The sequence below is a fragment of the Micromonospora sp. NPDC000121 genome, from assembly GCF_042899165.1.
Classification (GTDB): domain Bacteria; phylum Actinomycetota; class Actinomycetes; order Mycobacteriales; family Micromonosporaceae; genus Micromonospora.
In genome coordinates, this window is sequence record NZ_JBIAZP010000003.1 from 171,373 (window position 1) to 187,448 (window position 16,076).

A 16,076-nucleotide genomic window follows, 5' to 3' on the forward strand; every position below is an offset into this window, starting at 1 on the left:
CTTACAGCGCTGGTCTAGGCTTCAAATCGAACGAGCCGGAATAAGGCTCTAACTACCACTGGGGGTGTGATGGGTCTGCCGGACGACTATCGGCTCATGGCCCGGATCCGCCGGTTCGAGGAGCGGCTGGCCGCCCTCAAGGACGACGGCGAGATCCCGGGCTCGATCCACCTGTGCAACGGCCAGGAGGCGATCCCGGTCGGCGCCTGCCGGCCGCTGCGCGACGGCGACCACGTGACCGCCACGTACCGCGGTCACGGCTGGGCCATCGCCCGAGGCGTGGACCTGGTGGGCCTCTTCGCCGAGATGATGGGACGCGACTCCGCCCTCTGCGGCGGCCGGGCCGCCTCGCCGTACCTGTCCGACCCGGGCCGGTGGTTCATCGGCGAGAACTCCATCGTCGGCGCGGGCGTGCCCGTCGCCGCCGGCGCGGCCCTCACCGCCCAGCGGACCGCGAGCGGCGCGGTGTCCGTGGTCAGCATCGGCGACGGCGCGATGAACCAGGGCAACGTCCACGAGGCACTCAACCTCGCCGCGGTGCTCGACCTGCCGCTGGTGCTGGTCGTGGAGAACAACGTCTACTCCGAGATGTCCCGCATCGAGGACATGGTGCGGGTCCGCCAGCTCGCCGAGCGGGCCGCCGGCTACGGCATCCCCGGCCGGGTGGTGGACGGCAACGACCCCGACGCCGTCGCCGAGGCGGTCACCGAGGCGGTCACCCGGGCCCGTGAGGGGTCCGGACCGTCCATCGTCGAGGCCATGACCGAACGGCTGGTCGGCCACTACAGCGGCGACGTGCAGCACTACCGGCCGGCGGGCGAGGTCGCCGCCGCCCGGGAACGCGAGCCGCTGGCCCGGATCCGGCAGGCCGCCGACGCCGCGCTCACCGCCCAGCTCGACGCGATCGACGCCGAGGTCGCCGCCGAGGTGGAGGCCGCCGTCACCGCCGCCCGTGCCGTGCCGTTCCCGGACCCGGCGACCGTCAAGGAGCACGTCCATGTCTGAGTCCCTGCGCTACATCCAGGCCGTCAACGCCGCGCTCACCTGGGCGCTGGACAGCCGGGAGGACACCGTCTACTTCGGCGAGGACGTCGCCCTGCCCGGCGGGCCGTTCGGCGCCACCAAGGGGCTGCACAAGCGGTTCGGCTCGGCGCGGATCTTCGACACCCCGATCTCCGAGACCGGGTTCCTCGGCATGGCCCTGGGGGCGGCGATGACCGGCCTGCGGCCGATCGCCGAGATCATGTACGCCGACTTCTCGTTCGTGGCGATGGACCAGTTCGTCAACCAGATCTCCACCATCCACTACTCCAGCAACGGCCGGTGGAAGGCGCCGCTGGTGATCCGGATGCAGCAGGGCTACTCGCCCGGCGCCTGCGCCCAGCACTCGCACTCACCCGAGGCGTACTTCGCGCACACCCCCGGGTTGCGGGTGGCGCTGCCGGCCACGCCCGACGACGCGTACCAGATGCTGCGCACCGCGGTCGTCAGTGACGACCCGGTGGTGGTCGCCGAGGCGCGCATGCTCTACCCGACGCGCGGTCCGGTCCGCACCGACGCCCCGGTCGAACCGGTCGGCGGCGCCCGCGTGGTCCGCCCCGGCACCGACGTCACCGTCGTCTCGTGGTCCCGGATGGTCTCGGCGTCGCTGGACGCCGCGGCCCAGCTCAGCGAGGAGGGCATCGAGGCCGAGGTGATCGACCTGCGCTGGCTCAACCCGCTGGACTTCGACACCGTCGCCGCCTCGGTGGCCCGCACGGGCCGGCTGGTCGTCGCCCACGAGGCGAACCTCACCGGCGGCTTCGGCGCCGAGATCGCCGCCCGAGCCGCCGCGGAGTGCTTCGCCGACCTGCGCGCCCCGGTCGCCCGGGTGGCCACCCCGGACGTGCCGATGCCGGCCGCTCCGGCCCTGCAGGCCGCCGTCGTCCCCGAGGCCGCCGACGTGGCGGCCGCCGTGCGTCGCACGGTTGCGCGATGACCCGTGACACTCCGCCGGCCGGCCTGCTGGCCGGCCGGCGGGTCGTCGTCGTCGGCGGCGCCTCCGGCATCGGCCTGGCCACCGTGCACGCCGCCGCCGCGGCCGGCGCGGCGGTCGCGGTGCTCGACGCCGACGGCGACGGCGCGGCCGGGGCCGCCGAGGCCGCCCGACGCGCCGGGGCGAGCGCCAGCGCCCGCCGGGTCGACGTGACGGTCGAGGCCGAGGTCGCCGCCGCGTTCGACGACGTCGCCGCCCAGTGGGGCGGGATCGACGCCGTGCTGCACGTGGCGGGCGTCATGCGCGGCCAGGGACTGGACGTCCGGGAGCTCACCGCCGAGCTGTGGGCGCAGGTGATCGCGGTCAACCTGACCGGCCCGTTCCTGGTCGCCAAGCACGCGGTGCGGCACCTCACCCCGGGCACCGGTGTCCTCGTGCTGGTGGGTTCGAGGGCGGGCGTGCAGAACGGCTCCGGCTCGGTACCCTACGGCGCGAGCAAGGGTGGACTGCACGGCCTGGCGCTCACATTGGACCGACAACTCCGTCCACAGGGGATCCGCGTGCACACGCTGTGCCCCGGTGACATCGACACGCCGCTGATGCGGCGGTCGCTGGACGAGGCGCGGGCCAACGGGACCGACGCCGGCCGGGTCGCGGAGATCGAGGCGGCCCTGGGCCGCCCGGAGGACGTGGCGTCCGCGCTGGTCCTGCTGGCGTCGTCGGTCAGCGACGGTGTGGTCGGCACCGTCTACACCCGCTGAGCAGCCCGCCCGAGACCGGGGACGACGTGGAGGTGGCAAGGTGATCGGCATCATCGGTCCGGAGGACTCGATCCGGCTCGTGCAGGAGGTCGCCGCGGGCGAGGGACGCGCCACGGACCTGACCGCCCGCACGTACACCCGGCCGGAGCAGGCCCTCGGGCTGGCCCGCGAACTCGACGAGCTGTGCCAGGTGCTGCTCTTCACCGGGCGCATCCCGTACGCGTTCGCCGCCGCCGCCGGCGACCTGCGCGCCGAGATCGACTACATGCCGCACGCCGGTATCGACCTCTACCGGACGCTGTCGCGGATGCTGCTGGCGAGCGGGGGACGGCTGCCCACGGTGAGCGTGGACACCATCGAGGCCGACATCGTCCGCGAGACGTACCACGACATCGACCTGGTGCCGCCGACCGAGATCCTGCCCATCGCGGACTCCTCCGGTCTGCTCTTCTCCGGCCTCGACGAGATCACCGCCTTCCACCGCGAGCGGTACGCCTCCGGCGCGGTCGAGGCGTGCCTGACCTGCCTCGGCGCGGTGCACCGCGACCTGGCCGACAGCGGGGTGCCGGTCTGGCGGGTGGAACACACCCGTGCCTCCGTCCGCGACGCCCTGCGCCGGGCCTGGCTCGCCGCGGAGGTACGACAGTCCCGCGCCACCCAGATCGCGGTGATGATGATCGAGCTGACCGAGCCCGCCAGCCGCCAGCAGGACCCGTACCAGATGGAACGGGAGCGGCTGCGGCTGCGCGAGGCGTTGCTCGAACACGCCGAGCGGATGCGGGGCAGGCTGGGCACGATCGACGACCGGACGCTGCTCATCACGACGACCCGCGGCACCGTCGAGAGCGCGATCGCCCGGCACCGGGCCGGCCACGCCTCCCTGCTGACCCTCCGTGGTGTCGACGTCGAGCACACCGTCGGCTTCGGCGCCGGCACCACCATCGCCGCCGCCGAGGACAACGCCCGCAAGGCGCTGGCACTCGGCCGTGGCAGCGGGGACACCCACGTCGTCTTCCCCGACGGGCAGATCTACTCCAGCCGGGAGAGCCCGGTGAAGCAACGGCTCCGCGAGACCGCGCCCGAGGTCCTGCGGATCTCCGAACAGCTCCGTCTGGGGCCGCTGTCCACCCGCCGGTTGCTGGACGCGCTGCACCAGATGGACCCGAACCAGGTGACCGCGCGGGCCCTGGCCGACGCCTACGGGGTGGAGGCGCGCTCGGCGCGCCGACTGCTCAAGTCGCTGCGGGCCGCCGGCTTCGCCGAGGAGGTCGGCGTGCACGTCAGCACCGGCGCGGGCCGGCCGCAGACGGTCTACCGGGTGGCGATGCGGCGGCTGCTCGACGCCATCGGCGGTGAGGCGTGAAGTTCGAACCGACCTTCCTGGTCATGGCCACGTTCGCCGCGGACGCCGCCACCCGCCGGGAACCGCACCGGCAGGCCCACCTCGCCCACGTCGAGGCCCTGCTCGCCGACGGCACCGCCCTGCTCGCCGGGGCGCGGGCCGACCTCGGCGCTTCCGTCCTCGTCCTGCGGGCCGCCGACGCCGCCGGCGCCCGCAGCCTTGTCGAACAGGATCCGTACTGGCAGCACCGGGTGTGGACCGGCATCGAGGTGGTCGACTACCTCGCCGCCACCCCGCAGTCCCTCGGGAGGTCTTGATGTCGCAGTACCGCCAGATCGCCGGAATCCGGGTGCGGGGCGCCGCATCCGCGCCGTACGCGGCCCGGCTGTTGGGCGAGGCGTGGGGAGAGACGCCGGAGGGGGTGCCGGTCCGCTTCGAGGCCGACCCGGCGCGGCCCGAGGGCGGCTACCGGATCGAGGTGCCCGAGCAGGGCGAGATCCGGCTCAGCGGGGACCCGTTCGCCGGCCTGGTCTACGCCGCGCGGGAGTTGCTCGCCCTGGCCACCCCGGCCGGCGTGCCGGTGGGCGTCCGGGAGGGGGCGCCCCGGCTGCCGCTGCGCAACCTGTGGACCTGGGACCACTCCACCAACTGGGACCTGCGGCAGCTCGGCCAGCAGGAGATCGGCGCCCTGAACCCGTACGCCAAGTCCGCCGACGCGTTCGGCGCCGACTACCGGCGTCTGGTCGACTTCTGCAGCCGGGAGCGGATCGGCGGCATCGTGGTGTACGGGCTGCTGCGCGACGCCCACGGCGGCGTCGAGGCGGCCCGCGAGCTGTGCGAGTACGCCAACGCCCGAGGCGTACGGATCATCGCCGGCATCGGCGTCAACGCCTACGGCGGCATCTACTTCGACGGGCGGCACCGTTACAACCTCGCCACCTGGCTGCGTCAGCGCCCCGACCTGGCCGCCGAGCTGCCGAAGAAGGTCGGGTTCGACATCGACGAATTCGGTGACCTGCACTTCCCGGCAAGCGAGTACATGATGGCCGCCTGCCCGTCCCAGCCCGACAACCTGGCCTGGCACCGGGAGGCGATCGACTGGCTGCTGGACACCGTCCCCGTCGGCGGCATCAACTTCGAGACCGGCGACTACGGCAGCTGCGCCTGCGCCAGGTGCGTGGCCCGCACCGGCGGCGAGCGCACCTCCTGGTCGTACGAGGCCATGCGGTCGGTCTACCCGACGCTGCTCGAGACCGCCCGCCGCACCGGACCGGCGGGGGTGCCACTGCGGCACCTCGTCGAGGTCTACTGGGACAACATCTTCGACCTGGAGGCGCAGAAGCCGCTGGCCGACCTGCCCGACGACGTGGCCTACCAGTACTGCGTCAACCGGGGCTTCTGGCACGACAACAAGGACCGGCTCACCGCCGACCACGTCGACGGGCTCCCGCACACCACCAACGTGCTCCGCACCCACGCCGGCTCCCAGTGGAACCGGCAGCGGCACTCCTGGGTCCCCGACCTGTACGCCGACATGGCGACCCGGGCCGCCGGCGCCGCCATGCGGGGGCTGACGATCTTCGCCGAGGCGTCGGCGTACCACCCGACCAACGAGATCAGCTACCTCGCGTACGCGCGCTTCACCTGGAATCCGGACCTGTCCTGGGCGGACTTCTGGCGCGAGGAGGTGGCTCCCCGGTTCGGCGGCGCGGCCGAGGCCGAGGCGTTCCGCGCCGGCGCGGCGGTGCTGGACGACTCCACGGCGACGGCGGACGCCCTCGGCGCGGTCCGCGGCGACGCCCTGGCGATGGTCGCCGCCACCAGCGGCGACGTGCAGCGCCGGTGGCTGTGGCTGGCCGAGCGGGCCGCCCGCCACGCCCACTCCGCCGGCTGAAACCCGCCTCACCCCGCCCCGTGCGCAGCGGTCCGGCCGGGTGACCGGCCGCCGCCGCGCGGCGTCCGCCGCCCGGGGCGGGGAAGGCCGGTGGCATGGGCGTCGCTGTGGCTCGCTGCCGCAGGTTGCGCCATGACGCGACCTGGCCTGGGCGCGCCTGCTCAGTGAGCTGGACGTCTCGCCCGGTTCACCGGATGAGACGGCCTTGAGTTGGCTCGTGGTCGACAATCCCGCCGAGCATGACTGGCGCATCGTCGACGCCGCGCTCGACCGTCTGACGTGCACGGAGTGCGGATCCACCCTCACCAGGGGACCGGCCACCTGTCAGCGGTGCACGTACCACCACGAAATGCGCTTCGGGGCTCGGGAGGTCGACCGGCCGAACGTGCCGGCGGGCAACGAGCACGCCATCCGCGTCTCCTTCGCCGTCGCTCGTAACCGCACACGGTATTCCCCGCGGGCACGGGTCGGCTACGAACTGATCCTGCCTGCCCTCGTCGCTGGTGCCCTGCCCACCACAAAGGAGGCCCAGGCAGCCAAGGCGCTGATCAACAAACTGACGCCCGAAGAGTGCGACCAGGTCGCCACCCTCGCCGACGTCGCGGAACTCGCACGTACCCGCTGACGAATCACCTCAGCACGAGGAGAGAAGCCCGGCTACCCGACACTCTCCGACCCGTGCGGGGTCAGGGCACCTCGGCTCGTCGCGGATGCGCGGCGCCGCCCGCGAGCTTCGGCCGTCCTCCGCCGGGTCGCCCGCATCCCGCCAGTCTGTCGTCGCATCCTCACGGTCTGTAGCGGCCCGGACTGCGGCGCCTGTCCGGTCCTCGGATGCGGATCGTCCGCGACGGCCGCCCTGGTAAGGATTTCGCGGCGGGGGTGTCTCCCCAGCTCCCCGCGTTGACCGGTGATCTTCCCGCAGTCCCCGGCGCCCGCCGCGTGCCTCCCGGAAACGCCGGCGAAACCGGGGGAGACTCGTTCTTTGTCAACCGTTGACCGTCGGTGAAACCAAGTGTTAACTGTTAACAGTTACCGGGAGGGCTTGCAGTGCTAGACGTCAGACCCATCAGGGTGGAGTCCCTCGGGGAGAGGCTCGCCAACGAGCTACGTCGCCGCATCATCGTGGGTGACCTACCCGCGGGCACGCGGCTCGTCGAGGAGGAGTTGGCCGAGTCGTTCCGGGTCAGCCGGGGCCCCGTCAGGGACGCCATCAAGATCCTGCGGGCGGAGGGACTGGTCACCGGCACGGGCCGGAACGTGGTCACCCGCTCGCTCAGCGAGGCTGACATCGATGAGTTGATGGCCCTGCGAGAGTCGTTCGAACTGCTCGCGGTGGAACGGGCCATCGCCACCAGCCGTGATCATCTCGCCAGGGAGTTGAGAGCGGCCCTCGTCGACATGGACGCGGCGGTGTCCGACCGTGACTCGACGGCCTTCACCACCGCCGACATCCGCTTTCACAGTGCCTTCTTTCACGCCGCGGCGCTGACCCGGCTCAGCGTCCTGTGGAACCAGTTCCGTCCCACGATCGAGGGCCTGCTGCACGCCTCCGGTAAGCGCATGGACGACCTCGCACCCTCGGCGCGGGAACACCGCGACCTCGCGGAGCTCATCGCTTCCGGCGATGTCTCCGAAGTCAAGGTCGAACTACACCGCCACCTGCAGGCGACCTGCTCGCGCCTTCAGGCCGCAGTACCCCCCACCCCCGTCCAGAAAGTGACCTAGCGATGAGTTCAAGATTGGTCAAGATCGCCGCCCTGGCTGTCGCGGGCAGTCTCGCGCTGACCGGCTGCGCCAACCGTGGCGGTGAAGAGACGTCATCCGCCAACTACCCCGACAAGGACCTCACCCTCGTCGTCCACGCCGGCGCCGGAGGCGGGTCGGACCTGACCGCCCGCACCCTCGCCAAGGAGATGGAGGCGGACCTCGGGAAGTCCATCGTGGTGGAGAACCGCACCGGTGGCGGCGGCCGCGTCGGCCTCACCTACCTCAAGGACCGGCCGGCCGACGGCTACAGCATCGGCTTCATCCCGGTCGAGGTGGCGATGCTCGGCCACCAGGGGGCCGACATCAAGCCGGAGCAGTACACGATCCTCGGCCAGGTCATGAACGCGCCCGCCACCCTCTCGGTGCCGGCGGACAGCCCGTACAAGACGTTCAACGAGTTCATCGCCGCCGCCAAGGCCGCTCCCGGCACCATCACCGTCTCCAACTCCGGTGCCGGCGCGATCTGGGAAGCGGCCACCCTGGCACTCGGTGAGGCGGCCGGGGTGACCTTCAAGCCCGTCCCGTACGACGGGGGCGCTCCGGCCGTGGCCGCCGGCGTGTCGGGTGAGGTGAACGCCGTCATGGCCGGCGTGAGCGAGTCCGGCGCGGCAGCGAAGGACGGCCGGCTGCGGATCCTCGCCGTCATGGCACCCGAGCGGGTCGCCGCGCTGCCCGACGTCCCGACCGCGAAGGAACTCGGTACCGACCTCGTCGTCGGTGGCTGGGGCCTGATGGGCGCGCCGGCGAACCTGCCGGCCGACGTCAAGCAGCGACTCGCCGACGCCGTGCGCAAGGCGGCATCGTCGCAGTCCTTCAAGGACGTGATGACCAAGGCGGGCAACACCCCGATGGCCACCTCGCCCGACGAGGCGACCACCTTCGCCAAGTCCGAGTTCGATCGTTTCGGCGAGATCTACTAGTTATGACCGACACTCACCCCGTCCCGCAGGGTGACCCCAGTGCTGCCTCGCCGTGGCGCGAGGCAGCACTGGGTGTGGTCTTCCTGGTCCTGGGCGTCGTCCTCCTCGTCCTCGCCCGATCGATCGAACTGCCCGACCGTGCCCTCGCCGTCAGCCCCCGCATCTGGCCCGAGGCGTTGGGTATCGGAATGATCGGCATGTCGGCCCTGCAGATCGTCAGCGCTTTCATCTCCGCGCCCAAGGACGACGACGTCGAGCCGGCCACCCGGGTCGGCATGCTGCGGGTGGGTGGCTTCGTGCTGGCCACCCTCGCGTTCGGCGTCCTCTGGTACTACGTCCACTTCCTGGCCTCCGGGATGATCTTCGTCGCCGCGCTCACCTGGATCGCCGGCGGACGCGGGATCAAGGACCTCGTCCTCTTTCCCGCCGGCATCACGGTGGTGCTGTACGTCCTGTTCGCAATCCTCCTGAGAGTTCCGGTATGAGCGCTCTCGTCGAGGGCTTCGGCGCCCTCTTCACCCTTGAGATCGGGCTCTGCGTCCTTGCCGGCGCCGCCATCGGCATGCTCGTCGGGGCGTTCCCCGGCATCAGCGCGACGATGGCGGTTGCCCTGGCCAGCGCCTTCACCCTGACCATGGATCCGCTGCCCGGTCTGGCGGTGCTCCTGACCATCCTCGTGGCCGCACAGTTCGGCGACCGCGTGCCGGCGATCCTCATCAACACCCCCGGCACACCCGCCTCCATCGCGACCACCTTCGACGGCTATGCGCTCGCCCGTCAGGGCAAGGCCGGCATAGCGCTCACCGCCTCGGCATTCGCCTCGGCCATCGGTGGGCTGGTGGGCATCGCCGTCCTGATGGTCGCCGCCGTTCCGCTGAGCAACCTGGCGCTGGAGTTCGGGTCGCCGGAGATGTTCGCCCTGGTGGTCTTCGGCCTGACCATGATGATCGAGGTCTCGGGCGGCAAGATCATCAAGGGTCTGATCGCCGGCATCTTCGGCCTCGCCCTCGGCGCCATCGGCCGCGACCCGCTGGACGGCTCGGACCGCTTCACCTTCGGCATCGACCAGCTCGTCGAGGGCATCCCGTTCATCGCCGTGATCATCGGCCTGTTCGGGATCACCGAGGTGTTCGCCCAGATGGTCGGCCGGGCCCAGACCCACGACAAGGCGGTGCGTAGCTTCGGCCGCTGGTGGCCGAACAAGGCCGAGAACCGGTCCATGATCAAGCCCGTCGCCGTCGGCTCGGCCGTCGGCACCGTCGTCGGCATCCTGCCCGCGGCGGGCGGCGACATCGGCGGCATCGTCGCCTGGGACCAGGCGCGGCGGGTCTCCAAGGAGCCCGAACGCTTCGGCAAGGGCTCGCTGGAAGGGTTGACCGCGGCCGACTCGTCGTCGAACGCCGGCGTGGGTGGCTCCGTGCTGACCACGCTCGCTCTCGGCGTCCCGGGCGACTCGGTGATGGCCGTGATGCTCGGCTCGATGATCATCTGGGGCATCCAGCCCGGCCCCAGCCTCTTCTCGCAGCAGCCGGACCTGGTGTACTCCATCTCCGGCATCCTGATCTTCGCGACGCTGTTGACCCTGGGCCTCAGCCTCCTGCGGATGCGGGGAGTCGCCAAGCTGCTCGAACTACCGAGCCGCTTCCTCTGGGTCGTCATCGTGACCTTCTGCATCGTGGGGACGTACGCGGTCAACAACAGCGTCTTCGACGTCGGCCTCATGCTCCTGTTCGGCGTGATCGGCCTGCTCTTCCGCAGGTTCGGCATTCCGGCCGGGCCGGTCGTGCTCGGTCTCATCCTCGGCCCCCTGGCCGAGCGGAACTTCCGTCGCTCCATGGAGATCGGGGGTTTCGAAACGATCTACACCAGCCCGATCGCCATGTTCCTCCTCGTCGCCGCGGTCCTGGCCCTCGCGGTGCCCCGAATCCGCTCCCGCATGAAGGCTCGTCGTCGTGCGGCCCAACAGGAGCCGACCGATCCCCGAGACCCGGCCGGAGTCGGCAGGTGATCGAGAAGCACTTCGTGGTGCGGGACGTGCCCGGCCAGTGCCACGGCAGCACCGTGTGCCAGGCCGGTGGCGCCTTCGTGGTCGCCTGGTTCCAGGGCGACCACGAAGGCGCCGCGAACTCACGCATCTGGCTCAGCCGCGGGGCCGGCGGTGACTGGTCCGCCCCGGTGGTGGTCAGCGGGGACCTCGCGCCCTGCTGGAACCCGGTCCTGCACCCGCAGGACTCGGGAGCCCTGCTGCTGTTCTTCAAGGTGGGAGCGACCATCTCGTCGTGGCGCACGTTCCTGGCGACCTCGCTCGACGGGGGCCGGACGTGGTCGGCGCCGCAGCCGCTCCTGCCGGACGACGTCGGGGGACGCGGGCCGGTGCGGACGCCGCCGGTGCGCCTGCGATCCGGCAGGCTGCTCGCCGGCGCCTCCACCGAGACCTGGGGAGCGGCGCCACGCTGGGACTCCTTCGTCGACATCAGCGACGACGACGGCCGGTCGTGGCGTCGTACCCAGGACATCGCCATCGACCACGACACGTTCCCCGGCGCCGGGATCATCCAGCCCACGCTGTGGCAGAACCCCGCGGGTGAGGTCCGCCTTCTCGCCCGCAGCACCGCCGGCCGGCTCGTCTCCTCGACCAGCGCAGACGACGGCGAGACCTGGCCGGCCGGAGCGCTGAGCAGCGTCCCCAACAACAACTCCGGGGTCAGCGCGTGCGCGGTCGACGAGGTCGTGTACCTCGCCCACAACCCCGCCAGTGGCGACTGGGCGTCGCGGGCACCGCTGCTGGTCTCCCGCTCGTTCGACGACGGCGCCTCCTGGCAGCCCTGGGCGACCCTCGAGGAATCGCTGGAGAGCACGGGCGGCGAGGGCTACCAGCCGGCCGACTCGGGCGTCGTCACCACCGGCGTCAACGAGTTCTCGTACCCCTGCCTCGTCCGCACGCCCGACGGGCTCGCCGTCACCTACACCTGGCAGCGACGCGGCATCGTGCTCGCCACGCTCACCCCTTCGAACCGGAGCAACCTGTGACTGCCTATCGCACCGCCAATCTCATCAGCGCCGTGACGACCCTCTTCGACAGCGAGGGCGCTCTCGACATCGGAGCGACGAAGGCCGCCTACACGCAACTGGCGGAGGCGCCGCTGGACGGCGTGTTCGTCGCCGGCACGACGGGTGAGTTCACCACGCTCACCGACGACGAGCGCCTCGCCGTGTGCGCCGCCGCCGGCGAAGCCTTCGGCCCCGACCGGACGTACTGGCACGTCGGTGCCGCATCCACGCATCAGGCAGCGAGCCTCACCCGGGCGGCGGTGGACCGCGGCGCCCGCCGCCTCGCCGCGCTCACGCCGCACTACTACGCCGCGACCGAGTCGGCCGTGCTGGCCTACTACGAGACGGTGGTCGCGCGGGCCGGCGACGTGCCCGTCTACGCGTACCTCTTCGCGGCCCGCACGACCACGACGGTGACGCCGGCCCTGCTCGCGCGCCTGGCCGAGACCGGTATCGCGGGTGTGAAGATCAGCGGGGAGGGCAGCGCCGCCGTCGGTGAGTACCTCGCGGCGCTCGACGGTCGGGAGATCGCGGTCTACTCCGGCGCCGATTCCGAGTTCGTCGAGGTGGTCGGCATCGGGGCGACGGGCGTGGTCTCCGGTGTCAGCTCCGCGCTTCCGGCACCCTTCCTCGAGGTACGCGACGCCCTCCGCAGCGGGGACGCGGAGGCGCTGGCGGCGGCCCGGGAGCGGGCCCACCGCGCCGTCGCCGCCACCCGGCAGGGCAACCTCGCCCACCTGAAGGCGGTCCTCGAACTGCGTGGCGTCCCCGCCAGCGGCCTGCGCGCCCCGCTCGACCCGATCTCGCCCGAGGACCGCCGTGCGCTCGAGGCCGACGTCGCCGACCTGCTCTGACCCCACCCGCCCACGCGCGAGAGGAACCATCCGTGACCACCTACACCCTTCCCGTCCTGGCCGAGGAAGCCTCCGCCGAGCCCGGCGTCGTCTACACCGTCGCCAGCGGTGACCTGCGGCTCAGCGCGAACGTCACCTGCTGGCCCGTGCAGCAGCAGTTCGAAGCCGACCTGGCCAAGGCCGTCGAATCCCTGGGCTGGCGCACGCGGCGTGCCCACCCGGTCGACGCCGATGCCGGGCACGGATTCATCGCCAGCCAGCGGCAGGGCATCGAGGTCTTCCGGACGATCCCGCCGGAGGCGCCGGTGATCGTCGCCGAGGCGGTGTGGCAGTACAGCCACCACGTCCTGGCCGGGCTGCGCACCCACCGCGGGCCGATCCTCGTCGTGGCGAACTGGAGCGGTCAGTTCCCCGGCCTGGTCGGCCTGCTCGGCCTGACCGCCAGCCTGACCAAGGCGGGCGTCGCGCACTCCATCCTCTGGAGCGAGAACTTCACTGACGACTGGGCTCTCAAGGGACTCCAGACCTGGCTGGAGACCGGAGCGCTCACCCACGACCAGAGCCACGTCCGGGACCTCCCGGCGCTTCCGTCCGGCCCGGAGGTGGAGCTGGGTCGGGCCCTCGCCGCGCAGCTCACGCGCGAAAAGGCGATCATCGGCGTGTTCGACGAGGGCTGCATGGGCATGTACAACGCCATCATCGACGACGAGCTGCTCAACCCCCTGGGCATCTACAAGGAGCGGCTCTCGCAGAGCGCGCTGGTCGCGGAGATGGCCCGGGTCGGCGACGACGAGGCGCAGGCCGTCCGCGACTGGCTGGACGCCGCCGGCATGACCTTCCACACCGGCACCGACGAGGCGACGGAGCTCACCGACGCCCAGCTGCTCAGCCAGTTCCGCATGTACATCGCCGCGCTGCGGATCGCCGACGACTTCGGCCTGGACGCGGTGGGGATCCAGTACCAGCAGGGCCTGAAGGACACGGTGCCGGCCAGCGACCTGGCCGAGGGTCTGCTCAACGACGCCAACCGCCCGCCGGTGCTCAGCCGCGACGGCAAGCGGGAGCTGTACGCCGGGCAGCCGCTGCCGCACTTCAACGAGGTCGACGAGGGCGTGGCCGTCGACTCCCTCGTCACCAACCGCATCTGGAACGCGATGGGCCTGGACCCGGCCACCACCCTGCACGACATCCGGTGGGGCGAGGAGTACGACGGCCGGTTCGTCTGGGTCATGGAGATCTCCGGCTCCGTGCCCGCCTCGCACAACGGCGGCTACGACAAGAGCTACAGCATGCGGCAGCCGCCGATGTTCTTCCCCCTGGGTGGCGGGACGCTCAGCGGGGTGTCCAAGCCGGGCGAGATCGTCTGGTCCCGGGTGTTCATCATGGACGGCGCGCTGCACGTCGACCTCGGTCGCGGCACGGCGGTGGAGCTGCCGGCGGAGGAGACCCAGCGCCGCCTCGACGCGACGAACCCGGAGTGGCCCATCATGCACGCGGTGCTGCACGGCGTCGGTCGGGACCAGCTGATGGCCCGGCACAAGGCCAACCACCTCAACGTCGTCTACGCGCCCGACGCCGAGACCGCCGACAAGGCCCTGCTGGCCAAGGCCGCGATGTTCGAGTCCCTGGGCGTGGCCGTCCATCTCTGCGGGGACGTGCACATCTGATGGGTCCACTTCTGCTCGGCATCGACCTGGGCACCGGGAGCAGCAAGGGAGTCCTCACCGACCCGGACGGGACGGTGGTGGCGACCGCCGTCCGGCCCCGCCCACACTCGATGTCCATGCCTCGGCCGGGGTGGGCGGAGGTCGACGCCGAGAGCGTGTGGTGGCAGGACGTCGTCGCCATCACCTCGGAGCTGACGGCGAAGGCGGACGGCGTACCGATCGCCGCCGTCTGTGTCAGCGGCGTGGGCCCGTGCCTGGTGCTCTGCGACGAGGACGACCGCCCCGTGCGGCCCGCGATCCTCTACGGCATCGACATGCGGGCGACCGCGGAGATCGACGAGCTGACCGACCGGTACGGCGCGGACGAGGTACTCGACCGCTGTGCCACGCCGATCACGTCCCAGGCGGTCGGCCCGAAAGCCCTCTGGGTTCGCCGGCGGGAGCCGGAGGCATGGGCGCGGGCCCGTCGCTGGTACAACTCCAGCTCGTTCGTCGTCCGGCGACTCACCGGCGAGTACGTCATCGACCACCACACCGCGAGCCAGTGCGTGCCGCTCTACGACATCCAGGCGCGACGCTGGCACCAGCCCTGGTACGACGACATCCTCGGTGACCTCCCGGCGCCGCGCCTGGCGTGGTCCGCGGAGATCGTCGGCACGGTGACCGCGGCGGCTGCCGCGGCGACGGGCCTGGCGGAGGGCACCCCGGTCTGCGCGGGAACGGTCGACGCGTGGGCGGAGGCGTTCAGTGTGGGCGTCCGGAACCCTGGCGACCTGATGCTCATGTACGGGTCGACCATGTTCTTCGTCCAGGTCCTGCGGGACCTGGCCCGGCACCCGCAGCTGTGGAACACCGCCGGTGCCGGGCCGGACGCCTACTGCCTCGCCGCCGGCATGGCCACGTCCGGCAGCCTCACCAGTTGGGTCCAGGACCTCGTCGGCAACGTGCCGTTCGAAACGCTGGTCCGCGAGGCGGCGCAGGTGCCCGCCGGCTCCGACGGCCTGCTGGTGCTGCCGTACTTCGCCGGCGAACGGACCCCCATCTTCGATCCGGACGCGCGTGGGGTGGTCGCCGGACTCACCCTTCGGCACGGACGCGGGCACCTGTTCCGGGCGGTGTACGAGGGCATCGCCTTCGGCATCCGGCAGATCCTGGGGCTCCTCGACACCGAGGCGAATCCGGTGCACCGGCTGGTCGCGGTGGGCGGGGGGACGCAGGGCGGGCTCTGGACCCGGATCGTCAGCGACGTCAGCGGGCGCCGGCAGGAGGTCCCGCACGTCACCATCGGCGCCAGCTACGGTGACGCGCTCATGGCCGCCATCGGCAGCGGCCTCGTGCCGCCCGGTACCGACTGGACCCGTCCCGGCGAGATCATCGAACCCGATCCCGCCGCCCGCGGCACCTACGACCTGCTGTTCGAGCAGTACACGTCGCTGTACCAGAACACCCGGGGCCAGGTGCACGCGCTGGCCCGACTGCAACAGGCGGGTGCCGCCCGACCCGACCGGAACGGATCAGCGGCGGCCGTGACCGGCGCCGCGTAGCTCCCGGCTGGCCCCGGCCGCCTGACGGCGGCAGCCACCGTGGCCCGACCAGGGCCGGCGGAGCGATCGCCGCCGGCGTCGATCGTGGTGCCGTCGTGCATGCGGGAGCCGGCCAACCTGGCCGGCTCCCGCTTTCGCGTCCGGGGACCACCTGTTCCGGCCCCTGACCGATCGCGTCGGGGGGGCCCCCCCCCCCCCCCCCCCCCCGGGGGGGGGCCCCCCCCCCCCCCCCCGGGCGGGCCGGGGGGCCCCCCCGGGACACCCGGCGGGGGGGGCCGCCGCACACCCCCCGGGGGACGCG

At 72.1% G+C, this 16,076-nt stretch carries 15 protein-coding genes; all 15 read left to right on the forward strand.

Features of this window, described 5'->3' with window-relative positions; genetic code table 11:
* The first annotated feature begins 69 nt into the window (after positions 1-69).
* The 15 genes from ACFY23_RS11330 to ACFY23_RS11400 all read left to right on the forward strand — a co-directional run bounded on the left by ACFY23_RS11330 (position 70) and on the right by ACFY23_RS11400 (position 15,775).
* A complete protein-coding gene (locus ACFY23_RS11330; RefSeq protein ID WP_350679006.1) occupies positions 70-1,005 on the forward strand; it encodes a thiamine pyrophosphate-dependent dehydrogenase E1 component subunit alpha in 936 nt (311 codons plus the stop codon).
* Positions 998-1,978: a transketolase C-terminal domain-containing protein gene (locus ACFY23_RS11335; RefSeq protein WP_350678958.1), complete on the forward strand. Its 981-nt coding sequence runs from the start codon at positions 998-1,000 to the stop codon at positions 1,976-1,978. The genes ACFY23_RS11330 and ACFY23_RS11335 overlap by 8 nt, the downstream gene beginning before the upstream one ends.
* Positions 1,975-2,736: an SDR family oxidoreductase gene (locus tag ACFY23_RS11340; protein ID WP_350678960.1), complete on the forward strand. Its 762-nt coding sequence runs from the start codon at positions 1,975-1,977 to the stop codon at positions 2,734-2,736. The genes ACFY23_RS11335 and ACFY23_RS11340 overlap by 4 nt, the downstream gene beginning before the upstream one ends.
* A gap of 40 nt (positions 2,737-2,776) precedes the next feature.
* Positions 2,777-4,099: a hypothetical protein gene (locus tag ACFY23_RS11345; RefSeq protein ID WP_350678962.1), complete on the forward strand. Its 1,323-nt coding sequence runs from the start codon at positions 2,777-2,779 to the stop codon at positions 4,097-4,099.
* A complete protein-coding gene (locus ACFY23_RS11350; protein WP_350678964.1) occupies positions 4,096-4,395 on the forward strand; it encodes a YciI family protein in 300 nt (99 codons plus the stop codon). The genes ACFY23_RS11345 and ACFY23_RS11350 overlap by 4 nt, the downstream gene beginning before the upstream one ends.
* Positions 4,395-5,972 (forward strand): hypothetical protein, encoded by a 1,578-nt coding sequence (locus ACFY23_RS11355; protein ID WP_350678966.1) that lies wholly within the window; start codon positions 4,395-4,397, stop codon positions 5,970-5,972. Before ACFY23_RS11350 ends, ACFY23_RS11355 begins: the two co-directional genes overlap by 1 nt.
* 217 nt (positions 5,973-6,189) lie before the next feature.
* Positions 6,190-6,597 carry a hypothetical protein gene (locus tag ACFY23_RS11360; RefSeq protein ID WP_350678968.1) on the forward strand — a complete coding sequence of 136 codons (408 nt, stop codon included), beginning with the start codon at positions 6,190-6,192 and terminating at the stop codon, positions 6,595-6,597.
* A gap of 446 nt (positions 6,598-7,043) precedes the next feature.
* Positions 7,044-7,697, forward strand: a complete 654-nt coding sequence (locus tag ACFY23_RS11365; RefSeq protein ID WP_350678970.1) for a GntR family transcriptional regulator — start codon at positions 7,044-7,046, stop codon at positions 7,695-7,697.
* Between the two features lie 2 nt (positions 7,698-7,699).
* On the forward strand, positions 7,700-8,659 hold the full coding sequence (locus tag ACFY23_RS11370; protein ID WP_350678972.1) for a tripartite tricarboxylate transporter substrate binding protein: 960 nt from the start codon (positions 7,700-7,702) through the stop codon (positions 8,657-8,659).
* Between the two features lie 2 nt (positions 8,660-8,661).
* Positions 8,662-9,144: a tripartite tricarboxylate transporter TctB family protein gene (locus ACFY23_RS11375; protein WP_350678973.1), complete on the forward strand. Its 483-nt coding sequence runs from the start codon at positions 8,662-8,664 to the stop codon at positions 9,142-9,144.
* Entirely contained in the window at positions 9,141-10,667 is a 1,527-nt protein-coding gene (locus ACFY23_RS11380; protein ID WP_350678974.1) for a tripartite tricarboxylate transporter permease, read from the forward strand. The genes ACFY23_RS11375 and ACFY23_RS11380 overlap by 4 nt, the downstream gene beginning before the upstream one ends.
* The gene (locus tag ACFY23_RS11385) at positions 10,664-11,689 is read left to right on the forward strand and encodes a sialidase family protein (RefSeq protein WP_350678975.1); all 1,026 of its coding nucleotides are present in this window, start codon (positions 10,664-10,666) and stop codon (positions 11,687-11,689) included. Before ACFY23_RS11380 ends, ACFY23_RS11385 begins: the two co-directional genes overlap by 4 nt.
* Positions 11,686-12,564: a dihydrodipicolinate synthase family protein gene (locus ACFY23_RS11390; protein WP_350678976.1), complete on the forward strand. Its 879-nt coding sequence runs from the start codon at positions 11,686-11,688 to the stop codon at positions 12,562-12,564. Before ACFY23_RS11385 ends, ACFY23_RS11390 begins: the two co-directional genes overlap by 4 nt.
* Positions 12,565-12,596: 32 nt before the next feature.
* A complete protein-coding gene (locus tag ACFY23_RS11395) occupies positions 12,597-14,231 on the forward strand; it encodes a fucose isomerase (RefSeq protein ID WP_350678978.1) in 1,635 nt (544 codons plus the stop codon).
* The gene (locus ACFY23_RS11400; protein ID WP_350678980.1) at positions 14,231-15,775 is read left to right on the forward strand and encodes an FGGY-family carbohydrate kinase; all 1,545 of its coding nucleotides are present in this window, start codon (positions 14,231-14,233) and stop codon (positions 15,773-15,775) included. Before ACFY23_RS11395 ends, ACFY23_RS11400 begins: the two co-directional genes overlap by 1 nt.
* Positions 15,776-16,076: the final 301 nt, after the last annotated feature.

What these genes read in the sequence shown, in the direction of transcription:
- ACFY23_RS11330 (WP_350679006.1), top strand. Translation starts at nt 70, where the DNA reads ATGGGTCTGCCGGACGACTATCGGCTCATGGCCCGGATCCGCCGGTTC.
- ACFY23_RS11335 (WP_350678958.1), top strand. Translation starts at nt 998, where the DNA reads ATGTCTGAGTCCCTGCGCTACATCCAGGCCGTCAACGCCGCGCTCACC.
- ACFY23_RS11340 (WP_350678960.1), top strand. Translation starts at nt 1,975, where the DNA reads ATGACCCGTGACACTCCGCCGGCCGGCCTGCTGGCCGGCCGGCGGGTC.
- ACFY23_RS11355 (WP_350678966.1), top strand. Translation starts at nt 4,395, where the DNA reads ATGTCGCAGTACCGCCAGATCGCCGGAATCCGGGTGCGGGGCGCCGCA.
- ACFY23_RS11370 (WP_350678972.1), top strand. Translation starts at nt 7,700, where the DNA reads ATGAGTTCAAGATTGGTCAAGATCGCCGCCCTGGCTGTCGCGGGCAGT.
- ACFY23_RS11375 (WP_350678973.1), top strand. Translation starts at nt 8,662, where the DNA reads ATGACCGACACTCACCCCGTCCCGCAGGGTGACCCCAGTGCTGCCTCG.
- ACFY23_RS11380 (WP_350678974.1), top strand. Translation starts at nt 9,141, where the DNA reads ATGAGCGCTCTCGTCGAGGGCTTCGGCGCCCTCTTCACCCTTGAGATC.
- ACFY23_RS11400 (WP_350678980.1), top strand. Translation starts at nt 14,231, where the DNA reads ATGGGTCCACTTCTGCTCGGCATCGACCTGGGCACCGGGAGCAGCAAG.